The sequence below is a fragment of the Pseudoclavibacter helvolus genome (assembly GCF_014191305.1).
GTDB lineage: Bacteria > Actinomycetota > Actinomycetes > Actinomycetales > Microbacteriaceae > Pseudoclavibacter > Pseudoclavibacter helvolus.
In genome coordinates, this window is the sequence record NZ_JACHWJ010000001.1 from 395546 (window position 1) to 420703 (window position 25158).

The 25158-nt window shown below is 67.8% G+C and carries 21 protein-coding genes; 7 read left to right on the forward strand and 14 right to left on the reverse strand.

The genetic code is table 11. From position 1 onward, the window contains the following. Nucleotides 1–30: 30 nt before the first annotated feature. Genes FHX72_RS01810 through FHX72_RS01825 form a run of 4 tightly spaced genes read right to left on the reverse strand, consistent with a single transcriptional unit; the run spans nt 31 to nt 5625 of the window. Nucleotides 31–1806, reverse strand: a complete 1776-nt coding sequence (locus FHX72_RS01810; protein ID WP_221186684.1) for an acetyl/propionyl/methylcrotonyl-CoA carboxylase subunit alpha — start codon at nt 1804–1806, stop codon at nt 31–33. Beyond that, a complete protein-coding gene (locus FHX72_RS01815; RefSeq protein WP_183622672.1) occupies nt 1803–3497 on the reverse strand; it encodes a 5-oxoprolinase/urea amidolyase family protein in 1695 nt (564 codons plus the stop codon). Before FHX72_RS01815 ends, FHX72_RS01810 begins: the two co-directional genes overlap by 4 nt. Nucleotides 3498–3505: 8 nt before the next feature. Continuing rightward, nucleotides 3506–4303, reverse strand: coding sequence for a LamB/YcsF family protein (locus FHX72_RS01820; RefSeq protein WP_183622674.1), 798 nt, complete (start codon nt 4301–4303; stop codon nt 3506–3508). 29 nt (nt 4304–4332) lie between these two features. Next, nucleotides 4333–5625, reverse strand: coding sequence for an NRAMP family divalent metal transporter (locus FHX72_RS01825; RefSeq protein ID WP_183622676.1), 1293 nt, complete (start codon nt 5623–5625; stop codon nt 4333–4335). A gap of 181 nt (nt 5626–5806) precedes the next feature. Between FHX72_RS01825 and FHX72_RS01830 the strand changes: the two genes are divergently transcribed. Both FHX72_RS01830 and FHX72_RS01835 read left to right on the forward strand, forming a co-directional pair. Beyond that, on the forward strand, nt 5807–6475 hold the full coding sequence (locus FHX72_RS01830) for a GntR family transcriptional regulator (protein ID WP_183622678.1): 669 nt from the start codon (nt 5807–5809) through the stop codon (nt 6473–6475). A 59-nt stretch (nt 6476–6534) separates the two neighbouring features. Next, nucleotides 6535–7263, forward strand: coding sequence for a glutamine amidotransferase (locus tag FHX72_RS01835; RefSeq protein WP_338110008.1), 729 nt, complete (start codon nt 6535–6537; stop codon nt 7261–7263). Nucleotides 7264–7278: 15 nt separating this feature from the next. On the opposite strand, the gene FHX72_RS01840 is transcribed toward FHX72_RS01835, so the two are convergent. The 4 genes from FHX72_RS01840 to FHX72_RS01855 form a co-directional block, all read right to left on the reverse strand. Then, on the reverse strand, nt 7279–8037 hold the full coding sequence (locus tag FHX72_RS01840) for an iron ABC transporter ATP-binding protein (RefSeq protein ID WP_183622680.1): 759 nt from the start codon (nt 8035–8037) through the stop codon (nt 7279–7281). Beyond that, nucleotides 8034–9083, reverse strand: coding sequence for an iron chelate uptake ABC transporter family permease subunit (locus FHX72_RS01845; protein ID WP_082805523.1), 1050 nt, complete (start codon nt 9081–9083; stop codon nt 8034–8036). Before FHX72_RS01845 ends, FHX72_RS01840 begins: the two co-directional genes overlap by 4 nt. After that, entirely contained in the window at nt 9076–10089 is a 1014-nt protein-coding gene (locus FHX72_RS01850; RefSeq protein ID WP_183622682.1) for an ABC transporter permease, read from the reverse strand. The genes FHX72_RS01845 and FHX72_RS01850 overlap by 8 nt, the downstream gene beginning before the upstream one ends. A gap of 205 nt (nt 10090–10294) precedes the next feature. After that, nucleotides 10295–11311, reverse strand: a complete 1017-nt coding sequence (locus FHX72_RS01855) for a siderophore ABC transporter substrate-binding protein (protein WP_183622683.1) — start codon at nt 11309–11311, stop codon at nt 10295–10297. A 238-nt stretch (nt 11312–11549) separates the two neighbouring features. Here FHX72_RS01855 and FHX72_RS01860 point away from each other — a divergent pair, with 238 nt between their 5' ends. Together FHX72_RS01860 and helR are read left to right on the forward strand one after the other, a co-directional pair. Next, nucleotides 11550–12671 (forward strand): FUSC family protein, encoded by a 1122-nt coding sequence (locus tag FHX72_RS01860; RefSeq protein WP_183622685.1) that lies wholly within the window; start codon nt 11550–11552, stop codon nt 12669–12671. A 163-nt stretch (nt 12672–12834) separates the two neighbouring features. Next, nucleotides 12835–15000 (forward strand): RNA polymerase recycling motor ATPase HelR, encoded by a 2166-nt coding sequence (helR, locus tag FHX72_RS01865; RefSeq protein ID WP_338110010.1) that lies wholly within the window; start codon nt 12835–12837, stop codon nt 14998–15000. Between the two features lie 50 nt (nt 15001–15050). Here the strand turns inward: helR and FHX72_RS01870 are convergent, their stop codons facing one another. Continuing rightward, entirely contained in the window at nt 15051–15476 is a 426-nt protein-coding gene (locus FHX72_RS01870; RefSeq protein WP_167349032.1) for a hypothetical protein, read from the reverse strand. A 185-nt stretch (nt 15477–15661) separates the two neighbouring features. On the opposite strand from FHX72_RS01870, the gene FHX72_RS01875 reads away from it, so the two are divergent. Together FHX72_RS01875 and FHX72_RS01880 are read left to right on the forward strand one after the other, a co-directional pair. Further along, entirely contained in the window at nt 15662–16687 is a 1026-nt protein-coding gene (locus FHX72_RS01875) for an NUDIX domain-containing protein (protein ID WP_338110011.1), read from the forward strand. A 199-nt stretch (nt 16688–16886) separates the two neighbouring features. Then, entirely contained in the window at nt 16887–17327 is a 441-nt protein-coding gene (locus FHX72_RS01880) for a pyridoxamine 5'-phosphate oxidase family protein (RefSeq protein ID WP_244963958.1), read from the forward strand. Nucleotides 17328–17443: 116 nt separating this feature from the next. Here FHX72_RS01880 and FHX72_RS01885 read toward each other — a convergent pair whose 3' ends face one another. The 5 genes from FHX72_RS01885 to FHX72_RS19855 all read right to left on the reverse strand — a co-directional run bounded on the left by FHX72_RS01885 (nt 17444) and on the right by FHX72_RS19855 (nt 24589). Then, complete coding sequence (locus FHX72_RS01885) at nt 17444–18637, reverse strand: Wadjet anti-phage system protein JetD domain-containing protein (protein WP_183622689.1); 1194 nt, start codon at nt 18635–18637, stop codon at nt 17444–17446. Next, entirely contained in the window at nt 18634–21969 is a 3336-nt protein-coding gene (locus FHX72_RS19565) for an SbcC/MukB-like Walker B domain-containing protein (protein WP_183622691.1), read from the reverse strand. The genes FHX72_RS01885 and FHX72_RS19565 overlap by 4 nt, the downstream gene beginning before the upstream one ends. Beyond that, complete coding sequence (locus FHX72_RS01895) at nt 21966–22646, reverse strand: DUF4194 domain-containing protein (RefSeq protein ID WP_183622693.1); 681 nt, start codon at nt 22644–22646, stop codon at nt 21966–21968. The genes FHX72_RS19565 and FHX72_RS01895 overlap by 4 nt, the downstream gene beginning before the upstream one ends. Further along, a complete protein-coding gene (locus tag FHX72_RS01900) occupies nt 22643–24109 on the reverse strand; it encodes a DUF3375 family protein (RefSeq protein WP_183622695.1) in 1467 nt (488 codons plus the stop codon). Before FHX72_RS01900 ends, FHX72_RS01895 begins: the two co-directional genes overlap by 4 nt. 306 nt (nt 24110–24415) lie before the next feature. Further along, complete coding sequence (locus FHX72_RS19855) at nt 24416–24589, reverse strand: hypothetical protein (RefSeq protein ID WP_183622697.1); 174 nt, start codon at nt 24587–24589, stop codon at nt 24416–24418. Between the two features lie 84 nt (nt 24590–24673). On the opposite strand from FHX72_RS19855, the gene FHX72_RS18730 reads away from it, so the two are divergent. Next, a complete protein-coding gene (locus FHX72_RS18730) occupies nt 24674–25036 on the forward strand; it encodes a hypothetical protein (protein ID WP_183622699.1) in 363 nt (120 codons plus the stop codon). The last annotated feature ends 122 nt before the right edge of the window (nt 25037–25158 follow it).

Consider the following 25158-nt stretch of genomic DNA (forward strand, 5'->3'; position numbering starts at 1 on the left):
ACCGACATTGTCGGCGCCGCCCGCTGGCGATCAGCTCGACTCGACCTCTGCGAGCACCTCGCCAGCCGAGATCGGGCTGCCCGCCACGGCGCGATGGCGCAGGGTGCCAGCCGCCTTCACCTGCACGGGCGTCTCCATCTTCATCGCCTCGACCACGGCGACCGCGGTGCCAGCCTCGACCTCCGCGCCGTCATCGACGAGCCAGCGCAGGAGCGTGCCCGCCATGGGGGCCGTGACCGACGAGCCAGACCCGCTTCCAGCATCCGCGGCCTCTGCCGAACCTGCCGCACCGGCAGGCGACGCCGCGGCAGCCGAGCCGCCGGCAGCGAAGAGGGTGGCGGGGAGCCGTATGGCGACCCTGCGCCCGTCGAGCTCGATCCAGGTCGAGACGACGGAGGGGGCTGCGGCCTCGACGGTGAGGGCCTGTTCAGGCACCCGCTCGGCGAAGGTCGTCTCGATCCACTGCGTGTGCACGCCGAAGCCAGGCACTCCGTCGGGGCCTTCGCCGCCGATGAAGTCGGGGTCGTCGAGCACGGCGCGGTGGAACGGCAGCACGGTTGGCACACCCTCCACCTCGAACTCGGCGAGGGCGCGGCGTGCACGGCGGAGCGCCTCCTCGCGCGTCGCCCCGGTCACGATGAGCTTCGCGAGCATCGAGTCGAACTGGCCGGAGACGACCGAGCCGGTCTCGACGCCGGAGTCGACGCGCACGCCTGGCCCCGATGGCGCCCGGAAGAGCGAGATCGTGCCTGGCCCCGGCAGGAACCCGCGGGCCGGGTCCTCGGCATTGATGCGGAACTCGAAGGCGTGCCCGCGCGGCTCGAACTCGGCGGCCTCGACGGCGAGCCCGTCGGCGATGCGGAGCTGGCCGATGACGAGGTCGACGCCGGCGGTCTCCTCGGTGACGGGGTGCTCGACCTGGAGGCGCGTGTTGACCTCGAGGAAGGAGATGACGCCGTTCGCGTCGAGGAGGAACTCGACCGTGCCGGCGCTGCGGTAGCCGGCGGCAGCGCAGATGTCGCGGGCGGAGGTGTGGATGCGCTCCCGCTGCTCCGGGGTCAGGAACGGCGCGGGGGCCTCCTCGACGAGCTTCTGGTTGCGGCGCTGCAAGGAGCAGTCGCGTGTGCCGACGACAACGACGTTGCCGTGGGTGTCGGCGAGGACCTGCGCCTCGATGTGACGCGGAGACTCGAGGAACTGCTCGACGAAGCACTCGCCGCGACCGAAGGCCGCGACGGCCTCGCGGCCCGCAGCGGCGAAGAGCTCCTCGACCTCGTCGAGGCGGCGCGCGACGCGGAGTCCGCGGCCGCCGCCGCCGAACGCGGCCTTGATGGCGATGGGGAGACCGTGCTCTTCTGCGAAGGCGCTGGCCTCGGCGGGGGAGTCGACGGGCCCGCTCGTGCCGGCGACGAGCGGCGCCCCGACCTTCTCCGCGAGGCGTCGGGCGGAGATCTTGTCGCCGAGGAGCTCGATGGCCTCTGGCGTCGGGCCGATCCACACGAGCCCGGCGGCCTCGACGGCGCGCGCGAAGTCGGCGTTCTCGGAGAGGAAGCCGTAGCCGGGGTGGATGGCGTCTGCACCCGTCGCGGCGGCGGCGGCGAGGAGCTTGTCGGCGTCGAGGTAGGTCTCCGTCGAGGTCCTGCCCTCGAGCGGCACGGCCTCGTCGGCGAGGCGCACGTGCAGGGCGTCGGCGTCGGAGTCGGCGTAGACGGCGACCGAGGCGACCCCGTAGTCGGCGCACGCGCGGGCGACGCGCACGGCGATCTCGCCGCGGTTCGCGATGAGGACCTTGCTGATGCGGGTCATCGGAGTTCTCCTGGTGTGTTGGTGCGTGGTTGGTGGGTGCGCGGGTCGACGATGCGGAAGCGCACCTTGGCGCCGACTGGCAGCTGACCGGCGAGGGGCAGGTCGGCGCTGATGACGGCACCGAGTATTGGGTAGCCGCCGGTGAGCGGGTGGTCGGCGAGGAAGAGCACGGGCTGCCCGCTCGGCGGCATCTGCAGCGCGCCGCTGACGCAGCCCTCGCTGGGCAGCTCTCCGCTCTTGCTGCGTGTGAGGGCCTCGCCCTCGAGACGGACGCCGACGCGGTTCGACTGGGGAGTCACCTGCCACTCCTGGCCGGTGAAGCGATCGAGCTCGTCGGCGGAGAACCAGTCGTCGCGCGGGCCGAGCACGATGCGCAGCTCGACGGTGTCGCCGGATGCGGATGGCAGGTCCCGCGGGGCCTCGTCGGCGACGGAGATCGCGGGCGAGAGCGGGGCATCTGGCAGGCGCACGCCGAGCAGGTCTCCTGCCGTGATCGCATCGGGTCCGAGTCCCGCAAGCAGGTCGGTCGCGAGGCTCTCGAGCACGGGCGGTGCGTCGAACCCGCCGCGCACGGCGACGTAGCTGCGGACACCAGCCGCGGGCGAGCCGAGCCGGAGCTCGTCGCCGTCGTCGAGGGCAAACGCCGTGCCGAAGGCCACCCGGCGAGGCAGGGCGCCGCTCACAGTCAGCTCCACCTCGGCACCCGTGACGGCCACGACCTGCGGGCCGCGTGCCCGAACGTTCAGGCCCCCGTAGGCGACTTCGAGCGTGGCTGCGCCCGGGCTGTTGCCGACGAGGCGGTTCGCCTGCCGATGGGCGGGCGCATCGAGTGCCCCGGAGGCCGAGACGCCCATGCTCGCGTAGCCGTCGCGTCCCAGGTCCTGGAAGAGCGTCTGCAGGCCGGGGGAGAGCACCTCGATGGCGGACGTCTCGACGCGTGGGGCCGCGGGTTCAGGATGCGCCTGCTCGGCCGATCGGGGCGAGTCTGGGTCCGCCGGTGTCACTGGGTCCGCCGGTGTCACGCTGTCCGTCGAGGTCACGATGCTGGTCGCGCTCACGGTTGAGCGTGCTCGGGTGGTCGCGGCGTCGACACTGAACGTGACGATGTCGCCCGGCGCCATGAACGCGGCGGGTTCGCGGTCGAGGTCCCACATGGGGACGTCGGTGGTGCCGATGAGCTGCCAGCCGCCGGGGCTCTCGCGGGGGTAGACGCCGCTGTAGGTGCCGGCGAGGGCGACCGAGCCTGCCGGGATGCGGGTGCGCGGCGTCGACCGGCGCGGCACGTCGAGCACCGGGTCGTCGCCCGTGAGGTAGGCGAAACCGGGCGCGAAGCCCACGAATCCGACCGTGAAGGTCGAGTTCGTGTGCCGGCGCACAACTTCGTCGGCGGAGATGCCGAGGAGTTCGGCGACCTCCGTGAGGTCCTCACCGTCGTACCGCGTCGGGATCTCGAGGCGTCGCGGCGTGCCGGCGCGGATGCCGCTGAGGTCGGCACTCCTGGCGGCGACCTCGATCTCCTCTGACGTCACCCGGGCTGGCCGGAAGGGCACGAGCAGGGTGCGGGCCCCTGGCACCATCTCGCCGACGCCAGGCAGTTCGAGGGCCGTCAGGGCGTCGAAGAGGGCGATCGTCTCGTCGAGGCTGGTGCACTCGATGAGGACCGCGTCGTCGCGGGCGGTGAGAACTCTCACGGTTCGGCTCAGCTCCCCGGGGCTCGGACGGCGGCGGGCGCGGGAGCGAATGGACGCAGGTCGACGCCGGCCTCGGTGAGCGCCAGCCGCACCTGCCTCGCCATGTCGGTGGCGCCGGGGCTGTCGCCGTGCACGCAGATCGAGTCGGGGCGCAGCTCGAGGGTGCTGCCGTCGATGGCCTCGAGGAGGCCCTCGGTCGCGAGGCGCACCATGCGCTTCGCGACCTCGTCGACGTCGTGCAACACGGCGCCGGGCTCGCGCCGGGAAACGAGCGTGCCCTGCGGCGTGTACGCGCGGTCGGCAAACGCCTCGATCGCGGTCGGGATGCCCGCCTCGGTCGCGAGGCGCAGGACGGCCGAGCCCGGCATGCCGAGCAGGACGAGGCTCGGGTCGACGAGGCGCACGGCCTCGACGACGTCGGCAGCCTGGCGCTCGTCGTGCACGATCGTGTTGTAGAGCGCGCCGTGCGGCTTGACGTAGCTCACGCTGGTCCCCTCGGCGGCCGCGAGGGCCTGGAGGGCGCCGATCTGGTAGATCACGTCGGCCACGAGGTCGTCGGAGGCGACGTCGATGTTGCGGCGCCCGAACCCGGCCAGGTCGCGGTAGCCGACGTGCGCGCCGATCGCGACCCCCGCATCCGCTGCCCCACGCACGGTGGAGCGGATGGCGCGCGGGTCGCCGGCGTGGAAGCCGCAGGCGACGTTGGCGCTCGTGACGATGCCGAGCATCTCCTGGTCGTCGCCGAGGGTCCAGCGGCCGAAGCCCTCGCCGAGGTCGCTGTTGAGGTCGATGGAGCGTGCGTTCATGGAGTCAGCCTTTCGCTCGGGGATGTGGGTCAGGTGTTGAGGAGTTCGAAGATCGGTCCGACCGCGTTGACGGCCATGTACCAGGTGATGATGGTCGCGAGCGTGCCGATGATCAGCAGCCACTTCGGGTACTTGGCGCCGCCGAGCTTCGAGGGGCGGAACCAGCCGATGTACATGAACAGGGTGAGGCCGATCGGCAGGATGAGGCCGTTGAAGCCGCCGACGAACACGAGCAGCGTTGCTGGCGGGGTGCCGATGGAGAGGTAGACGGCGAGCGAGAAGACGATGAAGCCGACGGTCCAGAAGTCGGCAACGCGGCCCGCGATGCGCCGCGAGAAGACCGGGAGGAACGACACCGACGTGTACGCGGCGCCGATGATGCTCGTGAGGGCCGCGAGCCAGAAGATGGCTCCGAAGATTCGGAAGCCAGCCTCGCCGGCTGCTGCCTGGAAGGCGTCGGCGGCGGGGTTGAGGGTCGTGTCGAGCACAACGCCGCTCGCGACGACGCCGAGGATGGCGAGGAACAGCACGTAGCGCATGATGCCGGTGATGACGATGCCGGTCACCGCCGCACGGTTGACCTCCTTGATGTGCTCGGGGCCGGCGTTACCGGAGTCGAGCAGCTTGTGCGCTCCCGAGTAGACGATGTAGCCGCCGACCGTGCCGCCGACGATCGTCGTGATGGTCGCAAAGTTGATCGTGTCGGGGAGGATCGTCTGGCGGAGCGCGTCGCCGATGGGTGGCTGCGCGACGATCGCGACGATGACCGTGAGCACGATCATGGCGATACCAGCGACGATCACGACGCGGTCCATCACGATTCCGGCGCGCTTGATGAGGAAGATCGCGATGGCGATGGCGGCGCTGATGACGGCGCCGACCTTCACGTCGAGCCCGAGCAGCACGTTGAGGCCGAGGCCCGCGCCGCCGATGTTCCCGATGTTAAAGACGAGCCCGCCGATGACGATGAGGACCGCGAGCACGTAGCCGCTGCCCGGCAGGGCGTCGTTCGCGAGGTCGCTCGCGCGCTTGCCCGAGAGGGTGATCATGCGCCAGATGTTGAGCTGGACGGCGAGGTCGATGAGTACGGAGACGAGGATGCCGAACGCGAAGGCCGCGCCGAGCTGCTGCGTGAAGGTCGCGGTCTGCGTAATGAAGCCGGGGCCGATGGCCGAGGTGGCCATGAGGAAGAGGGCGCCGATGAGGGAATTGCGGCGAGCCTTCGCGTAGTGCTTGAGCTTCTCGGGAGTGCTCGCTTCGTCAGACGGAGCGGAGCCGGCGGGGGATGACGCCGATGATGCGGGAGGAGGTGTGGAGGACATAACTCGTTCCAGTTCGGTAGGGGAGCAGCGAGTGATTGCCGTAACCCTACGGTTGTTCAACGCTGAGCAACAGATTGTTCAACGATAGACGAGTAAATGTCTTGTTACAAGATGTATCGGGGGTGTTTCAGGCAACCAGCGGCGTGAACGCTCGTGGACGCCCGCCGGTAGAGTTCGAAGCGTGAACGCAGCCGACGAGACCCTCGACCGGGCCGAACGGGCGGCTTCGAGCCTCCGCCAGATGATCGTCGCGGGCGAGGTCGCCCCGGGCGAGCGGCTCTCGGAGAGCTCGATGACGGAGCGCCTCGACGTCTCCCGCAACACGCTCCGCGAGGCATTCCGCATGCTGACCCTCGAGCGTCTCCTAACGAGGCGGCCGAACGCCGGCGTGTTCGTCGCGATCCCGTCGCTGGCCTCGATCCTCGACATCTACCGGGTGCGACGCATGATCGAAGTGCAGGCCCTGAAGGCCGCACCCGGGCGCCACCCGGCAGGCGCGCGGATGAGCGAGGCAGTCGAACGCGCCGTTGCGGGCCGGGAGGCCGGCGACTGGGCCGCGGTCGGCACGGCGAACATGGACTTCCACACGGCGATCGTCGCGCTCGCGGACAGTGAGCGCCTCGACCGCGTCTACGCCAACGTCTCGGCAGAGCTGCGGCTCGCCTTCGGCTTCCTCGAGGACCTCGAGTACCTGCACGCCCCCTACATCGACCTCAACCAGCGCGTGCTGGAACTCCACCTCGCTGGCGACACGGCCGGGGCAGCGGAGGCCCTCGACGAGTACCTCGTGAGGTCGGAGCGCACGGTGCTTGCCGCCTACGCGCGCATCGCCCCGGCCCCGACTCTCTGAGCCAGGGTCCTCCGACGTTGTCCGCCTTCGACCATCCCCGCAACCAGAAGGAGCTCACCGTGTCTCCCACCGCTCTTGTCATGCGCCACGTCGTCTTCGAAGACCTCGGCCTGCTCCGCGAGGTGCTCACGGAACGCGGGTACCGCATCCGCTACCTGGAGGCCGGGGAGCATGACTTCTCGGCTGGGGACGCGGTCGAGGAGCTCGTCGCGGCCGACCTGGTCGTGGTGCTCGGCGGGCCGATCGGTGTTGGGGATGCGGAACGGTACCCGTTCCTGACCCCCGAGATCGCGGCGATTCAGGCGCGTGTTGAGGCGAAGCGGCCGACGCTCGGGGTATGTCTCGGGGCCCAGCTCATGGCGGCGGCGATGGGGGCGGGGGTCGCGCCAACGGGGCGGGTCGAGATCGGCTTCTCCCCGCTGACGCTCACGGACGAGGGCGCCGGGTCGGTGCTCGAGGGCCTTCGGGATGTGCCGGTGCTGCACTGGCACGGCGACCAGTTCGAGATCCCGGCCGGTGCCCGGCGCCTCGCGGAGACCCCTGGGTTCCCGAACCAGGCGTTCGCCGCCGGCCCGAACCTGCTCGGCCTGCAGTTCCATCTCGAGGTCGACCCGCAGATGGTCGAGACGTGGCTCGTCGCGAACGCCTACGAGCTGGCGGCCCACGGGCTCGACCCGCGGGAGATCCGCGCGGACGCCCTCGCGCTCGCGCCGCGCCTCACTGCCGCCGCGAGAACCGTCGTCGGAGACTGGCTCGACGGCCTCGAACAGCAGTTGCAGCAGCAGTAGCTCCGTACAGCGCGCCTACCGGTAGTAGACGGCGAGCGGGTAGTCACCGTCGCGTCGCACCTGGATCGGTGTGCCGAAGACGTGCTCGAGGGTCTCCGTGGTCATGAGGTCCTCTGGGCTGCCCGAGTGAGCGAGCTGGCCATCGGTGAGGGCGATGATGTTGTCGGCGTAGGCGGCGGCGAAGTTGATGTCGTGGATGACGATGACAAACGTCTTGCCGAGCTCATCCGCTGCCCGGCGCAGCTGGCCCATCATGGCGACGGCGTGCTTCATGTCGAGGTTGTTGAGGGGCTCGTCGAGGAGGATGTAGTCGGTGTCCTGCGCGAGCACCATGGCGACGTAGGCGCGCTGCCGCTGGCCGCCGGAGAGCTGGTCGAGGTAGCGGTTCTCGAGGGCCGTGAGGTCGAGGAACTCGATGGCCCGGTCGATGTGCTGCTTGTCGTCCGGCGTGAGCCGCCCTTGCGAGTGGGGGAAGCGGCCGAAGCCGACAAGCTCGCGCACCGTGAGGCGGGTGACGAAGTGGTTCTCCTGCCTGAGGATCGACACGACCTTCGCGAGGTCGCGGCTCTTCGCCTTCGTCACATCGTGGCCACCGACCGTGACCGTGCCGGTGCTCGCATCCGTCAGCCTGCCGACGATCGTGAGCAGCGTCGACTTGCCCGCGCCGTTCGGGCCGACGAGAGCCGTGATGCCGCCGGCGGGGATGTCGAGGGTGACGGGCCCGAGCACGGTCGACTTGCCGTAGGTCTTGGTGACGTTCGAGAGCGAGATCACAGGGCGCCCTTCCTGAGTAGGTACACGATGAAGAAGAGGCCGCCGACGAACTCGATGATGATCGAGAGGGTGCCTGCCGCGTAGAACACGTGCCGCAGCACGAAGTAGCCGCCGAGCAGGGTGAGCATGCCGAGGAGCATCGCGAACGGGATGACGTGCTTGTGCTGCGATGACCCGGTCAGCTGGTAGGCGAGGGTCGCGACGATGAAGCCGAAGAAGGTCATTGGGCCGACGAGGGTCGTGGAGATCGAGATGAGCACGGCCGTCAGGATGAGCAGCACCGTCACCTTGCGCTTGTAGGCGACGCCGAGGTTCACGGCGGTGTCGCGGCCGAGGGCGAGCACGTCGAGGGTGTTCCTGGTGCGCCAGACGAAGGCGAGCACCACAGCGATGATGAGCGCCGCCCACGGCAGGTACTCGGGGTTCGAGTTGCTGAGGTTGCCGAAGAGCTTCGCCGAGAGCACGTCGAACTCGCTCGGCGTGAGGAGGCGCTGCATGAAGGTCGAGAGCGAGCCGAAGCCGACGCCGAACACGACGCCGATGAGCAGCATGATGTGCAGGTTGCCGCGCTTGCCCGAGAAGAGCCACGTGTAGAGCACGGTCGCGAAGCCCACCATGAGGAAGCTCTGCAGGAAGACCTTGGGGAGGCCGTCGGTCGAGGCGAGGGCCGCGCCGCCGAGGAAGAACACGAGGGCAGTCTGGAAGACGACGTAGATCGCGTCGAAGCCCATGATCGAGGGGGTCAGGATGCGGTTGCCGGTCGCGGTGTGGAAGAGCACCGTCGCGACGGCCTGGCAGGCGGCGACGACGATGACGGTCGCGACCGTGACGACCCGCAGGTTGACGGCGAGCCAGAAGCCGCGGCTGCCCGGCTCCATGGCGATGTCGTAGGTCAGGACGCCGACGGCCGACAGGACGACGAGGGCGCCGAGGATGCTGAAGCGCAGCCAGAGGCGGGGTGGCCTGGCGGGCTTGGACGCGTCGCTGACCTTGTCGCCGACGCGGCGGGCCGTTGATCTCGGGAAGCGGGGCACGGTGTCAGCCATCGCGCCGCATCCGGAGCAGGAGGGTGATGAAGACGGCGGCTCCGACCATGCCGAGGATCATCGAGACGGGCAGCTCGAACGGCAGGCGGATGACCCGGCCGATGATGTCGCACACGATGATGATGCCGACGCCCAGCACGCACACCCACGGCAGGTTCGACCTGAGGTTGTCGCCGCGGGCCATGGAGACGAGGTTCGGCACGATGAGCCCGAGGAACGGGAGAAAGCCGACGACGACGGTCGTGACGCCGGTCGCGATGGCTACGAGCGCGGTGCCGATGAACATCACGAGGTTGTAGTTGACGCCGAAGTTCGTGGCGATGTCCTTGCCGAGGCCGGCGACGGTGAAGCGGTCGGCGACGAAGTAGGCGATGACGACGATGATGGCGACGATCCACAGCACCTCGTAGCGGCCGCGCACGACGCTCGTGAAGCTGCCCATGAACCAGGTGCCCAGCATCTGCAGGTAGTTCGTCTCGATCGCGAGCCACGTAGTGAAGGCCGAGACGACGGCGCCGAGCATGATGCCGATCAGCGGCACGATGAGGGCCGAGCGCAGCGCGACGCGGCGCAGCACGGCGAGGAAGACCATGGTGCCGATGAAGGCGGAGGCGCTGGCCATGACCATTCGGGTCGTGAGGCCGGCGGTGGGCACGACGATGTAGCTCACGAGCAGGCCGAGCGCCGACCACTCGGTGGTGCCCGTCGTGGTGGGCTCGACGAAGCGGTTCTGGGTGAGGAGCTGCAGGATGAGGCCGGAGACGCTCATGGCGCAGCCCGCCAGCACGAGCGAGACGGTGCGGGGCACGCGGGAGATCCAGATCATCTCGCCGCCGAACTCGTTGCCCGCGATGTCGTAGGCGCCCACGAACAGGGAGAGCACGGCGAGGCCGATCACGACGGCGATGCCGATGGGCAGTGCGCCGCGGCGGTTGAGGAGCGGCACCCGGTGCGCCTGCACGGCACGGGATGCTGGTGTTGCGGGAGGTGGGGCTGTTGCTGTCATTCGCTCGCTGTCGTTGCGTGGCGGGCTCGCGGTTCCGGTTCTGCTTGGCTGGCCTGGTCTTGGTGAGCTCCCCGGTCTTGCGGGGATACCGGGTCTGGCTGGGTTACGGGTGTTTGCTCAGCTACCGGGGTATTGCGTCGTGCCCCGCTGCCCGGACGACGTGGGGGCGCCTTCCGGGCAGCGGGGCACGAAGTGGGTGCGCTGCCTAGCTGTTTGCGCCAGCGAAGGCGGCCGCGACGTCGGCGTACAGGCCGGTGTAGGCCTGGATGCCCTCGTCGAGGTAGAACGACGGGTCGAGGTAGACGATCTGGTTCTTCTGCACGGCTGGCACGTTCTGGAGAGCCTCAGCGCCCGCGATGAGGTCGGCGGCTGCCGTTGCGCCCTCTTCGCCGGTGCCTGCGTCGCGGTCGAGCACGATCATCCACTCTGGGTTGGCCTGGGCGATGGCTTCGACGCTGATGTCGTCGCCGTGGGAGGCGTCCTCAGCGGCCTGGTCGATGGCCGGGGTGAGGCCGATCGTGGGGAAGAGCTGACCGACGCCGCGGCCCTCGCCGGGTGCGGCGTAGGCGATCTCGCCGCCGGACGTGATGAGGCCGACCACCGTGTCGGTGCCGTTGTAGGCGCTCTTGGCGTCGGCGATGGCGGTGTCGAAGGCGGCGATCGTCTCGGCAGCCTCTTCTTCCTTGTCGAAGATCTGGCCGAGGATCTCGACCTGGCGCTTCAGCTCGCTTGTGGCCTCTTCACCGTCGCGGGCGTTGATCTCGATGGTGGTCGGCTGGATCGCCTTGAGGTCTTCGTAGTAATCCTGGAAGCGGTAGCCGCCGATGATGAGGTCGGGCTCGGCTTCGATAACTGCCTCGAGGTTCGGCTCACGGTGGAGCCCGACGTCGAGCACCTCTTCGCCGCCGGCGAGGTCCGGCCAGACGCTCTCCATGAGCGGCTTGGGGGCCGCGACGACCTCGACGCCCCAGTCGCTGAGCGTCTGGAACGTGGTGTTGTCGAGCGCGACGACGCGCTCGGGGTTCACGGGAACCTCGATCTCGCCGTGGTTGTCGGTGATCGTCACGGTTCCGGATGCTGCGGTCGTCGCTTCCGCGTCGGCTGCGGGGGCAGAGTCCGCGGGGGCGCATCCGGCGAGCAGGAGCGCCGAGACGGCGAGCAGGCCGGCGCCCTGGATGCGGGCGGCGGTGCGCCGGGTGGGGGTGGTGAGCGTTTTGGGCATGGCGGATCCTCAGTGTGGGGATGGGCTGTGTTTCGCGCACAGGTGGTGTTTTCGGGCACGGATGTAAAGCCGTTGCAGGGCCGCACGGGCGCTTCGGGGGCGGACGGGCCAAACCTGCGGGTCGTGCTGAACAGTCAGCACGACTCGGCTTCGAGTAAGGAGAGCCTATCTTAAGTTCACCGACGTGGCCGGGGTCGGTTGGGGGAGAAGTGCCCGACGCGCGCGAGACAATGGAGTAATGCCTGCTTCCCGTCCCCAGATGATCCCCGGTTGGCGCGACCTCACGATGATGGGCCCGTACCGGCGGGACCACTGGGTGGCGCTCAGGGTGGCGCTTGCCATTGGGGTCCCGCTCGTTCTGCTGTGGGCGACCGACTCCATGGGGCTCGCGATCTTCGCCGTCTTCGGCGCGTTCACGAGCGTCTACGGCCGCGGGCTTGGCGCCTTCGGTCGGCTCTGCCTGCAGTCGATCGCGGCCGCCTCGCTGCTCGCCTCCGTCGGCGTGGGCGCGCTCATCGCTTTGTCGCCCGATCGTGCCTGGCTTGTGCTCCCCGCCGCCGCCGCGTGGGCATTCCTTATGTCACTCCTCGGCGACCGGGTGCGCTGGGCCCCTCCCGGGCCGATGTTCCAGATCTTCGCCCTCGCCGGCATCGCGGCTCTCGCGGTGGATGGCAAGACGCTGGTCTCCGGGATCTGCGTCGCCGTGCTCACCGCCGTCTGGTCGCTGCTGCTCGGGCTCGCGTTCGGCGCGGTCGGGGCGCTCGCGGACAGGTCGCGATCCCGCAAGGTGGGGAGGAAGGCGGCGGATGCGCCCGGCGTTGCGCCCGTGACGGGCTCCATCAGGTCGGTCCGGCCGGTGCGTTCGTCGGCGCTGGGTCGTGGGGTGATGTTTGCGGTCGGCACGCTGATCGCTGGCGCGATTCCGCTGCTGATCGGCATCGGACATCCGTACTGGGCGATGGTGTCGGCGATTGCGGGGCTCTCTGCGGCGACGGGGTTCCACCGGGTGCTGAGGGCGACGCACCGACTTGTTGGCACGGTGCTCGGCCTCGGGGTTGCGGCGGTGCTGCTCGCGTTCGAACCGAGTGGGCTTGCTGTGGTGTTGCTCGTGATCGCCCTGCAGGGTGGCGTCGAGCTGTTCATCGTGCGCAACTACACGATCGGGCTGCTGTTCCTGACGCCGCTTGTGCTTGTCATGGGGCGCCTCGCCGGTGATGTCTCGGCTGCGCAGCTGCTGCTGGAGCGTGGCGTGGAGACGGTGATCGGGGTGGCGGTCGCAGTTGGGATCGCCGTCGCGCTCGAGTGGCGGCCATGGTCGCGGCCTGACATGCCCGGGAAAACGAGCGTGGGCATCAGATGACACGAGGGCGTGCCCGCGTCATGGGGCAGGGGCGAGGGCCAGGTGGAGGGGCCGATCCAAGGGCCCGATTCGCGCGGCCGTTCGGGGTTGCCTGCCTCTTTCAAGGTATAGATCACCAGGGGGCTTGCCGCAAGACCCCGTCGAGGGACCAGAATGAGCGATCGTGACACCTCCTGCTGAAGTCTTTGCCCTGCCGCCGCATCTGTCGTTCAAGTCGGACCCCGCTCTTGTGGGGGAGGACGCCCACCAGTTCGCGGCGATCGCCGACGCGCTGTCGCGCCAGAAGCGTGAGCTTGCGTCGCGGCTCGACGAGTTGCGCCTGACGGACGGTGGGGCCGGACAGCAGGCGCTCGACCGGGATACGGATATCCACCGCCTCTCGCGGCAGCTGCGTGGGCTCGAGCGGTTCGGGGTTGATGCCTGCCTCGGTCGTATGACGCCGGCGGACGGCTCGCCTGACGTGTACGTGGGCCGGTTCGGGCTCGCCGACGAGGACGGGCGTCGTCTGCTGATCGACTGGCGGGTGCCGGCGGCCGAGCCGTTCTTCGCGGCGACGCACGCGAATCCGCATGGCCTCGCGAGTCGGCGCCGCTACCGCTGGAACGTCGAGCGGGTCGTCGACTACTGGGACGAGGTGTTCGTGCCTGGCGACATGGCAGGCCGGGTGGCGCTCGATGACCAGTCGTCGTTCATCGCAAGCCTCGGCACGGCGCGTTCTGGGGAGATGCGGGATGTGCTCGGCACGATCCAGGCAGACCAGGACGCGATCATCCGGGCGGGTTCGCGCGGGGCGCTTGTCGTGGATGGAGGCCCGGGCACCGGGAAGACCGTGGTCGCACTGCACCGCACGGCGTTCCTGCTGTACTCGGACCCGCGCTTCAAGCAGGGGCGCGGCGGGGTCCTGTTCGTGGGCCCGAGCCGCCCGTACCTGAACTACGTGGCGAACGTGCTGCCGAGCCTCGGGGAGGACAGTGTGCACCTGTGCACGCTGCGTGACCTGCTGCCGGAGGGGGCCAAGGCGCGTGACGAGTCCGACGCATCCGTCGCCCGCTTGAAGTCGTCGCTTGACCTGGTGCGCGCCGTTGGGAAGGCGGTGCGGTACCACCAGCGTCCGCCGCGGGCTCCGTTCACGGTGACGACCACCGACTCGCAGGAGCTGACTCTCGATGCGGCCGACTGGGCCGAGGCGTTTGTGGCGTACGAGCCCGGGCTGACGCACAACGAGGCGCGGGAGCAGGTGTGGGAGGAGGTGCTGCGGCTGCTGGTCGACAAGCGTTCGCCGGAGGTCGCCGAGTCCACGGTGCGCGCGTCGCTGCTGCGAGACGAGCGGCTGCGGTTGGCGTTCGCGAAGGCCTGGCCGCTGCTTGACCCCGCGTCGGTGATCGCCGACCTGTGGTCGGTGCCGGCGTACCTGCAGTGGTGCGCCCCCGATCTGAGCGCGGGCGAGGTGCGGCAGCTGCAGCGGGCGGATGCACGCGCCTGGACCACCTCGGACCTGCCGCTCATCGACGCCGCGAGGCGACTCACGGGTGACCCGAACGAGTTCAGGCAGCGGGCGCGACGGGCTGAGGCGCTGGCGTCTCAGCAGGAGAACATGTCGCACGTGGTCGACAACCTGATCGAGGGTGACGACGACGGTGAGGGGGTCGTCACGATGCTTCGGGTCGAGGACGCGCAGCGATCGCTCATCGACGAGGATTCCCTGCCGCCCGTCGACTCCGACGAGCTGGCGGGACCCTTCGCGCACGTCGTGATCGACGAGGCCCAGGAGCTCACGGACGCCGAGTGGGCGATGCTGCTCGTGAGGTGCCCGTCGCGAAGCTTCACGATCGTCGGCGACCGGGCGCAGGCGCGCCACGGGTTCCGTGAGACGTGGGAGGAGCGGCTGCGCCGTATCGGCCTGCCGAAGGTCGAGGTGGCGCAGCTCACGATCAACTACCGCACCCCGGAGGAGGTCATGGTCGAGGCGGCGCCCGTCATCCTCGAGGCGCTTCCGGACGCCAACGTGCCCGTGTCGGTGCGCAGCAGCGGCCTGCCAGTTGTGTACGGCGGTATCGCCGAACTCCAGGGGGTGCTGGACACCTGGCTCGACGAGAACCTCGAGGGAATCGCGTGTGTCATCACCGCGGTAGGGAGCGACGCACAGGCCAGCTTCGACAACCGGGGCCGTGTGCGCTCGCTCACGCCAGAGACGGCCAAGGGCCTCGAGTTCGACCTGGTCGTGCTCATCGATCCGGAAGACTTCGGAACCGGCATCGAGGGGGCGGTCGACCGCTACGTCGCCATGACGAGGGCGACGCAGCAACTTGTCGTGCTGACCTCCGACTGACAGCCGGGGCGTCAGGCACGCTCTCTAGGCCGATCCTCCAGGGTCGTGCATCACGCCGCTACGGCGAAGTACTCGGCTTTCTCAAAGAGGCGCACGCCCTCTCGGGATGCGAGGAGCTGTGCCCGCACGGAGAGCTCCCTGACCTCGCACGCGATGCCGAGGGCCGCCGCCCACAGCCGCTCGTCCGGCGTCGAATCGCCAGGACCCGGCCGCTCCCACGTGAGGATGACGCTCGCCGCCTCGACATCCTCCATGATGTCGGCGATCGCACCCGCGATCTTCTCGAGCTGCGGGTAGGTGGGTCGGTGCGGGTACGCCTCGATCGGCATGAGCACCGAGAGGGGGTAGTCGTCCGAGTCGAGGAACATGAGCCAGAGCTGGCGTCGGTATGCCTGGCCGACGAGGCCGGTCACGTGGCGCAGGACCTCGGTGTCGGTGGAGATGGGCTGGGTCATCGGAGCTGGTGTCGCTGTCATGCGATGAGTCTGCGCGCGGTGAGCGGGGCAGGAGCGCGGACGTTTCGGGCCTGTGGAGGGGCGCGCATCCACAGGCCGGGTGCCTGCAGAGTCGGCCCGGTACCGCCAGAAGGGAACCCCTCGATCTGTTACGTCCATGGGCCAGGGCCCTTGGCAGGGTGCCTCCGTCGTGTGAAGCTGGCGGGGTGACGACTTCCCCCGCGAGCAGCCAGGTGTCTCGACGCCTGCATGGGCCGCGCGATCCGGGGGACGCCTGGGTGTACTCGGAGACCGGGCAGCGCTACTGGGGCCGGTTCGGGGCCGCAGGACTTGTTGCCGTCGACCCGCAGCGCGGCATCCTCCTGCAACACCGCGCCGAGTGGAGCCACCACGGGGGAACCTGGGGCATTCCGGGCGGGGCGCTGCACGAAGGTGAGCTGCCAGCCGTCGGCGCGCTGCGCGAGGCGGCCGAGGAGGCAGGCGTGCCCGCCGACGCCGTTGCCCCCTTGTTCACGAGTGTGCTCGAACTCGGCTTCTGGCGGTACACGACCCTGGTGGCCCGCGTGACGGACCCGTTCGACCCCGTCATCGCCGACGCCGAGAGCCTCGAGCTGCGGTGGGTGCCCATCGACGACGTCGACGCGCTTCCCCTGCACCACGGCTTCGCGGCGAGCTGGCCCGGGCTGCGTTCGGTGCTCGCGGTGAGGCCCACGATCATCGTCGACGCCGCGAACGTCGTCGGCTCGGTGCCGGACGGCTGGTGGCGCGACCGCGTCGGGGCTGCCGAGCGGCTGCTGGCGAGGGTGAACAACTTCGCGTCGGCAGGGTCCTCGGACGCCGCATCCAGCGTCTCGAGCTTCAACTCCTCTCTGGGTGCCCCTTCGAACTCCTCGTGGAGTGCGACCGGTGGGGGTATTTGTGCGGATGAACTCGGCCTCGCCGGGGACCGCTGGTTCCCCGAGTTCGCTGTGGTCGTCGAGGGCGCCGCCCGAGATGCCCGCGGCCCGGTGGCCAGCGAATCGGCGGCGCACGCCTCCGTCAGCGTGGTCAGGGCCGCTGCCTCCGGTGACGACGCAATCGTCGATGAGGCTCGCCGCCGCCTGACACTGGGGGAGTCGGTAACCGTCGTCACGAGCGACCGAGAACTCGGCGAACGAGTTACCGAGGTTGGGGCGAATGTGCGGGGCGTTGCTTGGCTCCGCGAGATGGTCGGCTACGGGGCACGCCGGTAGTCCAGGCCGACGCAGTCATCGGGCACGAGCTGTCAGCCTGGGCGATCCTCCCAGGTGGCGCGCGGGGAGTGCACGGTGGGCGCCCGGGCGACACGAGGGCGTTGCGGATGCGCCGTGCGTACGTTCGCGGAGTCCCGGATACGGGAGCGCCCGTTGTTGGGCGCCTCAGCGCGCAGGATCCTACCCCCAGGAGCAACACATGACTGACCACACCACCCACGACGGCCACGGCACGCACTCGAACGCGTCCCACGCCGACGAGGTCGCGAAGATCGCGAAGCTCGTGAAGGAGTTCCGCTTCGGCATGCTCACGACCATCGAGGGTTCCGGGTCGCTGGTCGCGCATCCCCTCACGATCCAGGAGGCGGAGTTCGACGGCGAGCTGTGGAACCCGGCGGCTGAGGCGTGGTTCCCGGACGGGCCCGAGGACCCGAATGTCGGCGTGCTGAAGTTCACGGCGAGCGGAGGCGAGTACTGGGACACCCCGGTGGTCGCGTCGCGACCGTCTTCAGCTTCATCAAGTCGAAGGTGTCTGGCGAGCCGATCGAGGGCGACAGTGGCAAGGTTGAGCTGTAGCGCGACTTCAACAAGCTCGATTGGCCCGATCCCAGCTGTGCGGGGCCGGGCCACTTTCGCATGAAAATTTCGATTCTGATCACGAGCAAGAAAGCGGTGAGAGGGCGCTGACAGCGGGCGTTGCGTTTGAGTCCGTTCTTCGTGTGGCGAACGTGCTGGGAATGAAGAGAATTGCGGCCCTCAGCTGACCTGCTGACTGCGAACCGCACGCGCCTTCTGTTGCAATGCGAGCAGAGCTGTCGCCCAGGGAATGCGTTCCTGCTCCAGTCGGACGTTGCCCTCGTCGCGGAGGCGCTGAAGCGCTGTGCCCTCGCTGGTCGTGATGCGAGGGAAACGTGAGCCCCGGGCAGAAGAATCTGATCCCCAGAGGTCGCGGTGGCCGATAAGAGTCTCCTCGTCCATGAGTACGGTGTGCACTTCGCTTGCGTGACTGCGCAGTCTGTTGAGGATGCCGAAGCCTGCCTCGTCGAGGTCACCCCAGTACACGAGGGGTGCGTTGTGGATCCAGGAGATACGAGCGACCGAGTCGACTGCATATCCGGATCCGTGGAGCACCACGGCGCCTTGCCAGGTCGGCATGGCGAGCACGCTCTCGAGGTTTTCGAAGACGAACACAACTTGCGGCTTCAGGCCGAGCGCCTGGATCGTTCCCTCTGTGGCGGCAAAATCGAGCGGACCGCTGGGGTGAAGTTCGGGGTCGAGGATGCGCATCCGGATCGTGTGGGTCGATTCCGTGAGGCCAAGGCCGGGGCGAGCCGTGCAGGCGGTGACGAAGCTGGTGACGATCCCACGATGTGTTCCGAGCCATTTCGTGTCGACCCCACGAATCGGGAGCTGCCGTGGACGGAGCCCGCTGTCGGGATTGATGACGAGCCAGTCGCACACTTGCAGGAGGGTTGCGAAGTCGCCGTCGCTCGCCTGCATGAGGTAGCTGCTGTGTCGCTTGAGTGCCGCACGAACTTGCCCGTCGTCAGTGGCGCTGCCCGATTGTTCTTGCGCAAGCCGAAGCAGTGCGCTGCACCGTTCCTGCAGTGTCAGCCAATCGTGCTTTGTCTGGCCGCCGACGAACCTCGCGACCTCCTCAGCGCCGTGGAGTTCGAGAACGGTTGGGATGCGTTGTTGGCCAACTCGGGACCAGCGACGATCTGCCCAGGCGAGTGTGGCGTTGCGGGGCAGCGTCGGAGCGACGTGAGCCCAGTCCCGAGCCCAGGTTTCTGCGTATTCGATGTCGTCGAGCACGGCTCGTTCGGTCGGCACCTTGAGCGCAAGGCGAAACTCATACGCCTCAGCTTCGGCCGTGGACGCGGCGAGCGAGGCCATCCGCTTCGAGAGTGCATCCTTCGCTCGTTGGCGCGCGTCCTTGACGGTGATCATGGCTCTTCAGTCCACTCAAGCTCGGTGAGCTCTGACTGCCGACGTGTCGGGTTGGCGACCGAGGTGATGCCCGTGATGTACCGCTCGATTGTCTGGAGGAGCTTGTGAGGCGTCGCGAGGACCATGTGGAAACCGAACTCGAAGAAGACGTCCATCGCGATGCGGGTGTAGGTGGTGTCCGCCTTATCGAAAGCTTCGTCGAGCACGACGGTGCCGTAGGTAGGGAGATCGTTCCCTGACCGAGCGAGCTGGTAGCGCAGGGCAGCTGCGAGGCAGAAGAAGACAAGCTTTTGCTGTTGACCTCCCGACATGGCGCCGCCCGAATCGTAGGTGGCGATGGTGACGTCTTCTGCGTTTCGCTCCTCGGCGAGGAACGTCACGTGTCGTCTTGTGTCGAGGCATTCTGTCCTCCACACTCGGTCGGCGTGCTCGCTTGATGCGAACTTTCTCATCAGCTCGGCTAGGACGGAGAAGCGCGCTTCGGCTGCCGTGAGCGAGTCGTCGATCCACTTCCCTCCGGCTACTGCGCGCAGGTCGTCGAGGAAGCGCAGCACTGTCTCACTTCGGCGGGTCTTGACCTTGATCTGCAGGTGCGTGCCGGCGTCGAATGCCGACGCGCGCAGGGAGACGTTGACTTCGCGGATGCGCTCCTCGACCTGCCGTGGTGCTCCTCGAATCTCGTCGAGCAGGAAGCCGATGAGCTCCCGTGATCTCTCGCGGAGGAGCCGCAGGAAGTTGTGCTCATGGTCGGGCAGCCCGTGCGCGACGATGCTGTCGTGCAAGCTCAGGTAGCCCCCTCGGTCGTCGATATTCGCGCCAAGATCTGCGGCGGCTGCAGGCCACCTTTCCTTGAATGAGGTGGCGGACTGCACGATGCTGTTCGCTGATTCCCTAGCGCCGCGCTCGGCGGCGGATCGCTCTTGGTTGAGTCGCACCATGACGGTCGTACCGACCTCCGCGATGTTGGAGCGGGAGATCTTCCTCTGCACTGCTCTGAATCGTGTTTCGAGGCTGGCTCGCAGCTCCTCGCTCGGCGTCACGAGTTTCCCGGACGCGAGTTCGGCGCGCAGCTCGGAGGCGGCACCGCGAACGTCTCGGAGTTCGCGTTCCGCCAGGTCGACGGCGGCTCTTGCTTCGCGCCTTGCCGCGTCGGTGAGATCCCTCTGGGTGCGTGCGGTCTCGACGGCCCGCAACGCAACTTGCAAATCGGCGTTCTCACGAGTGAGCTCGTCGAGTTGGGCCGCGAGTTCGGTGGCACGTAGCCGTGCCGCGCCGACGTCAAGGTCGTTCCAGGACTGCAAGACGACAGCGCGCATGGCACCTCGGCGCTCGTCGTGTGCTCGCGCCTCGGTCAGTAGGGAATCGAGTTTCTGCGCGGCTTGAGCGAGTTCTGGGTCCGCGAGCTTCTTGGCCTCGAGAAGCGCCTCGAGCTTCGTCTCGCTGTCGCCGAGCACCCAGTTCTGGCGCTGATTCAACGCGCTGCTGTCGTCCTTCACGTAGCGTGTCTTTGAGGTCTTGATCTGCCCATTGATCGAGACTGCGCGCGTGTAGCGGTCGAACTCGTCGGTGGTCTCGACGCAGGTGTAGTCGTAGCGCGTCGAAAGCTCGCGCGCCACCCAGGCCTGGAATGTGCCGCTCCGCACCTCTACCCGATTCACGAGGGAACGGTCGTTCGACGAGGCTTTCGGTGATTCGACGGATGACGAGACGGCTTCGTACACGAGTCGTTGACCGAGGTGATGCTCGTCGACCCAGCCACGAACCTCGCGCAGGTGCTCATCCCGGACGAGCAGGGTGAGGGCGAACGGACGCAGCACGCGCTCGATGGCTCCCGTCCAGGAAGCGTATTCTCGGCGAACCTGGATGAGCTCAGCGGCGAACGGCAGCGTTCGGAGCGGAATCGAGAGCTCCTGCGCGATGCGGTCTCGAATGTTGATCAGGCGAGCTGGAACGGCCGTCGCGGACGCTCGAACCGCTGCGAGCTCTCGATCGATTCGTTCGCCTTCGGCTTTGGCCTCCGCGTGCGCGGCATGCGCGGCGTGCAGGCTGGGCGGTGTGGTGTGAAGCGATTCGAGCTCCTGTGTGATGCTCGAGGTGAGCTCCGCGAATTCACGTGCTGATCGGGGCAGGTCGTCGATGCCGGCCATCTTCAGCTGAGCGGTGAACTGGGCGACGCGTTGCTCGGAAGAGGCGATTCCAAGGCGGGCGGCGTCGACGTGTCGCCTCAGTTCTGCCGCGCTTCCGCCACCGGATCGGTCGACACGTTGCTGCGCGATGCTGAGGGATTCATCGCTTGCACGGTGCCGCGAGTCCGCCTCGGTGAGGGCATCCGCGAGGGTCGATGTGCGTGCTTCGAGGGCGCGTGTCTCTGCTTCCGCGAGTCGCAGGCCTTCGCCTTTTTGATACGGGATGACGCTCTCGGCAAGTTCTGCGCGCTCGGCCGCGATAGCGATCGCGTCGTCGTACGTGCCCGTGTGCTCGGCGAGCTTCGCCAGGTGGTCGCGCTGTCGGCGGAGGTCGACGACGTGCTGGTGGGTGTCCTTGAGCTCTCCGAACTGCTCGACGGCGTTGTCGGCTTGAGCAAAGGTTCCGGGCATCTCGAGCATATGGTCGCGGAACAGCTGGTCGAGGCTGGAGAGGCTCTTCGCCGACTGGGTTTTGTGCAGGAGCTGGAGGGCATTCTCGTCGCGGATGCCGAGGAGTTTACGCATGCGAGCGTAGAACGTTTTGTGCGACCAATTCGAGGTGACGAGTGCATCCGGCCACTGCGACTTGATGCCGCGAACGTCGATGCCGCGAGGCACGTGGCGCTCGAGTTCACTGAGGTCGAGTGGGCCGCGCTCAATGATGCACGCGTCGGCGAGGTCCGATTTGGAGACGCTGCTGCCGCGGAGGAAGAAGAGGCGAGCCAGCGTGACGGACTCTCCGGTGCCGTTGTCGTACCGCAGGACGATGCCCGACCAGGTCGTTGCGGGGCGGAGGAAAGCGCTCACGACTCGGTCGAGCTCGTCATCGGCGGTGCGTGACCAGGCGCCGCGGATATAGCTGACGATGCTGCGCTGGTCGGTGCTGCGGCTGCTGCCTTGGGCTGCCTGGTTGAATCGCAGCCATTTGTCTGGGGTGATGACGGTGGCGATCGCGTCGAGTAGCGACGACTTGCCGGAGCCGGATGCCCCGGTGACGAGGTGCCCTTTTCGGGAGATGGGTACGCGGTAGATCTGTTGGTCGAAGGTTCCCCAGTTTGCGACCTGAACCTCGGCGAGGCGCCACTGCCCTGGCGCGATGATCTTGTCATGCTCGGGGGGTTCGATGGTGAGGTCGAGCTGTGTCACGCTGGGCTCCTGTCGGTGATCGTCGCCGGGGCTGACGCGGCGCTTTCGGAAGTGCTTCCGAGACGCTGGAACTCTGCAGTGAGGGCCGCGACCTCGTCCTCATCGACGAGGAACTTCACGACGGGTGAGATCTCGTAGCGGTCGTCGCCGGCCGGATGCAGAATTCGCAGCTTGTTCTGCATGCGACCCCAAGCGGCGTTCAGGTTGCGCGCGAATGTGGATTCGTCGCTGTCGCCTCGGTAGATGTCGAGCCGCTCGAAGACCTCATCCTTGTCGATGATCACCCGGCGTTCGCCTTGGCCGGCGAGCAGCAGCTGTCGCAGGACGAGGAGCATCGTGGTGTCGATGAACGCGAGTCGCTCGCTCCGGAGGGCGCTTGGTGCGTCGATCTCTTGCGTCTCGATCTTGCGGACGAAGGCGAACTCGTCAGTGCGGTCGATCACGAGTTCCAGAAAGAGGTCGTGCAGGCGTGAGCGGACGCTTGTCTCGTCCGCGACGAGAGAGGCCCAGATCTTCGGTTGCTGTGACCCCGACAGGTAGGGGCCTTTGAGCACCTCGAGTAGGGCACGACGAGATCCCTCTGACAGGGTGCCCGTGTCTCCCCGCCAGAGTGAACCGGTCGAAGGATGGGAGCTTACCGTTTCCTCAACCGGGGTCGGCTCGACTTGCGCTGTCATCTGGAGGCTCCATCCCGAGGGGCTGTGAAGGTGTGGGTCACGACGGTGGCTTGTCGGCTGTGGCCGTCTGCGCTTGTCCACGTGACTCGCTCGGTTGCCTCAGCGTCGGCCCGACCGTCGCGCACGGCGAGTGTGAGAAGCCCGACGACGCTCGCGACTCCCTGCGAGGCAGGGTAGGCGTCGAGGACCTCGCTCACTGTCGCAGCCTGTCTGGTCCTCAGGACGGCCGCGATGTTGCGTTCGAGTTCGTCGAAGTCGACTTCTGTTTCGCGGGCGAGCTGTCGGAGCAGGTCCAGATCGATCGGATCGGGCTCGTATTCCTGCAGCGGATCGCCGATGTCGTAGTCGCTCGGGTTGTGCAGCACGAGCGCGCCGATGCTGCCGATCCGACTACTCGTGAGCGTGACGCTGTGCGACGTCGGAGTGAACGGCTTCACGGTACGCGCCGCCTCCGTCGCGGCCGAGAGCGCCTTCGTGATGGAGGCGCGGAGTATCCGGTCGCGCTGAAACTCTTGAGATCGGACGTAGCGACGGAGCCCTCGAGCGAAGTCCGTCAGCACTCCATGCACGTCTCGACTTCCTCGCTTGAGGTCGCGCACGAGGGTGTTGAGGAGCGCACGCGCCGGGTCGTCGAGGTCGGCCGTGAAGTCTCGCCGGAGTATCTCTGCGATGTCGGCGTCGAGTGTCGCACTGTTTTCCGGGTCGAGGACCAGGTCGGAGAACGCGGTGAAGGTGCGTCCCTCGTCGGAGCTCTCGATGACGTCGACTCCGCGGAAGATGTCGTCGAGCACACGGCGTCGTGAATCTTCGGAGGCCAAGATCTCGGCGCGGAGACGTCGGTTGAGTTCCTCGAACCTCGAGCGCACCTGGCTGAAGTCTGCAGGGAGGTTCTCGGCTTGTTGGACGATGTCCTGAACGCGCTCTGCAGCGCGATTGGCGTCGAGGGTGACGTGCTCGCCCCGCTCAATGCGGTCGATCTGGTCGTCCAATGAGTCACGTTCTTGTCGAAGCGTCGCCAGGCGTCTCGTCGAGTCCGGGTCGGTGTCGACGGCGAGCTGATGGAGTTGGGCCGCGAGGCTCATGAGTCGAGACTCGGTTGCCGTGGAGCGGGGTCGCTCGATCTGCTCGAGGATGCGCAGCGCGTTGAAGGCGGCGGGGGAGAGCTCGAAGGTCTCTCCACGGCTCTCGGGGTCGGGGCGGCGGATGAGATAACCGGCGGCACGCCAGTCAGCGCAGTAGCTCTTGCCGTTTCGGTCGCCCATGTCGAAGTGGTCTCGCAGATCCTCCAGATCGGAGTCGATGAGTTCGTAGAGCTCTTCCGCCTTGATGCGGGCGCCCGGGCTGCCGAGGTGCGTGCGGAGGACGGCGGCGATGATAGGTGCGGTGTTCGCGCGGAGGAGTTGCAGCGTGACATCGTTCGTGACGAGGCGCTGGTACGCGAGAGCTGAAGCAAGTGCGGACACCTCACCATCATGGTCGATGCCACCGACAAACCTTGCGCGAGGTCCTCTCCCCGACGTGTCAACACCCACGCCCTCTTCAGTTAGATCGTTTAGCTTCTTTGGTATGCCCCCCGATCTGCTTCGCCGCCTGTTCGTGACCGTTTCCGGAATCCTCTGCGTCATCGGGACCCTCTTCGGAGTGGGACTCTTTGGCGGCACGGAGGTCAATCAGTCGTCGAGCGGCAACCTCGCCGCCGATGCGACGCTCATCGCCCCCGCTGGCACCGCATTCTCGATCTGGTCGGTCATCTACATCGGCCTGTTCGCCTACGTCATCTGGCAGTGGCTGCCGAAGCAGACGACCTCAGCGAAGGCACGCGCGACGGGCTGGCTGGCTGCACTCTCGATGCTCCTGAACGCGGGGTGGCTGCTGGTCACCCAGTTCGGCCTGATCTGGGTGAGCGTCGGGGTCATCGTCGCGCTGCTTGTGGTGTGCATCATGCTCGTGAGTCGCATCGCCGCGAATCCCGCTGAGAGCTGGGGCGAGCGCCTCGCCGTCGACACCACGTTCGGCCTGTACCTCGGTTGGTATCGGTCGCGACGCTCGCGAACCTCGGGGCCGCGATCGTTTCGACCGGTGTGGCTGCGGAGAGCACGCTCGGCGAGGTCTCCACAGTGGCGGCACTCGTCGCCGTGCTCGGTCTCGCGACGTTCTATGTGTGGCGCTGGAAGAACCTGGCCGTCTCGGCGGCGATCATCTGGGGCGTCGCGTGGGTCGGCTTCGGCCGGCTCTCGGATGCACCCGAGTCGACGCTTGTTGGTGTTGTCGCCCTCGCGGTCGCGGTGCTCATCGCCGTCACCGGCCTGCTCGCGAAGTCCATCGACTGGCGTAGCGCTGACCCCTCGAAGGGTGTCGGCACGACGAGGAGTGCGGACGCCATTGCTTGAATGCTCCTAGACGCTATGGGTATTGAGCTGAGGCCTCCTATCGCATAGACCGTGGATTGCGGGCTGGGTGTGCCTGACTCGCCCCGGTGTGTCCGGAGACAGGATTCCTTGGAAGGATCTGT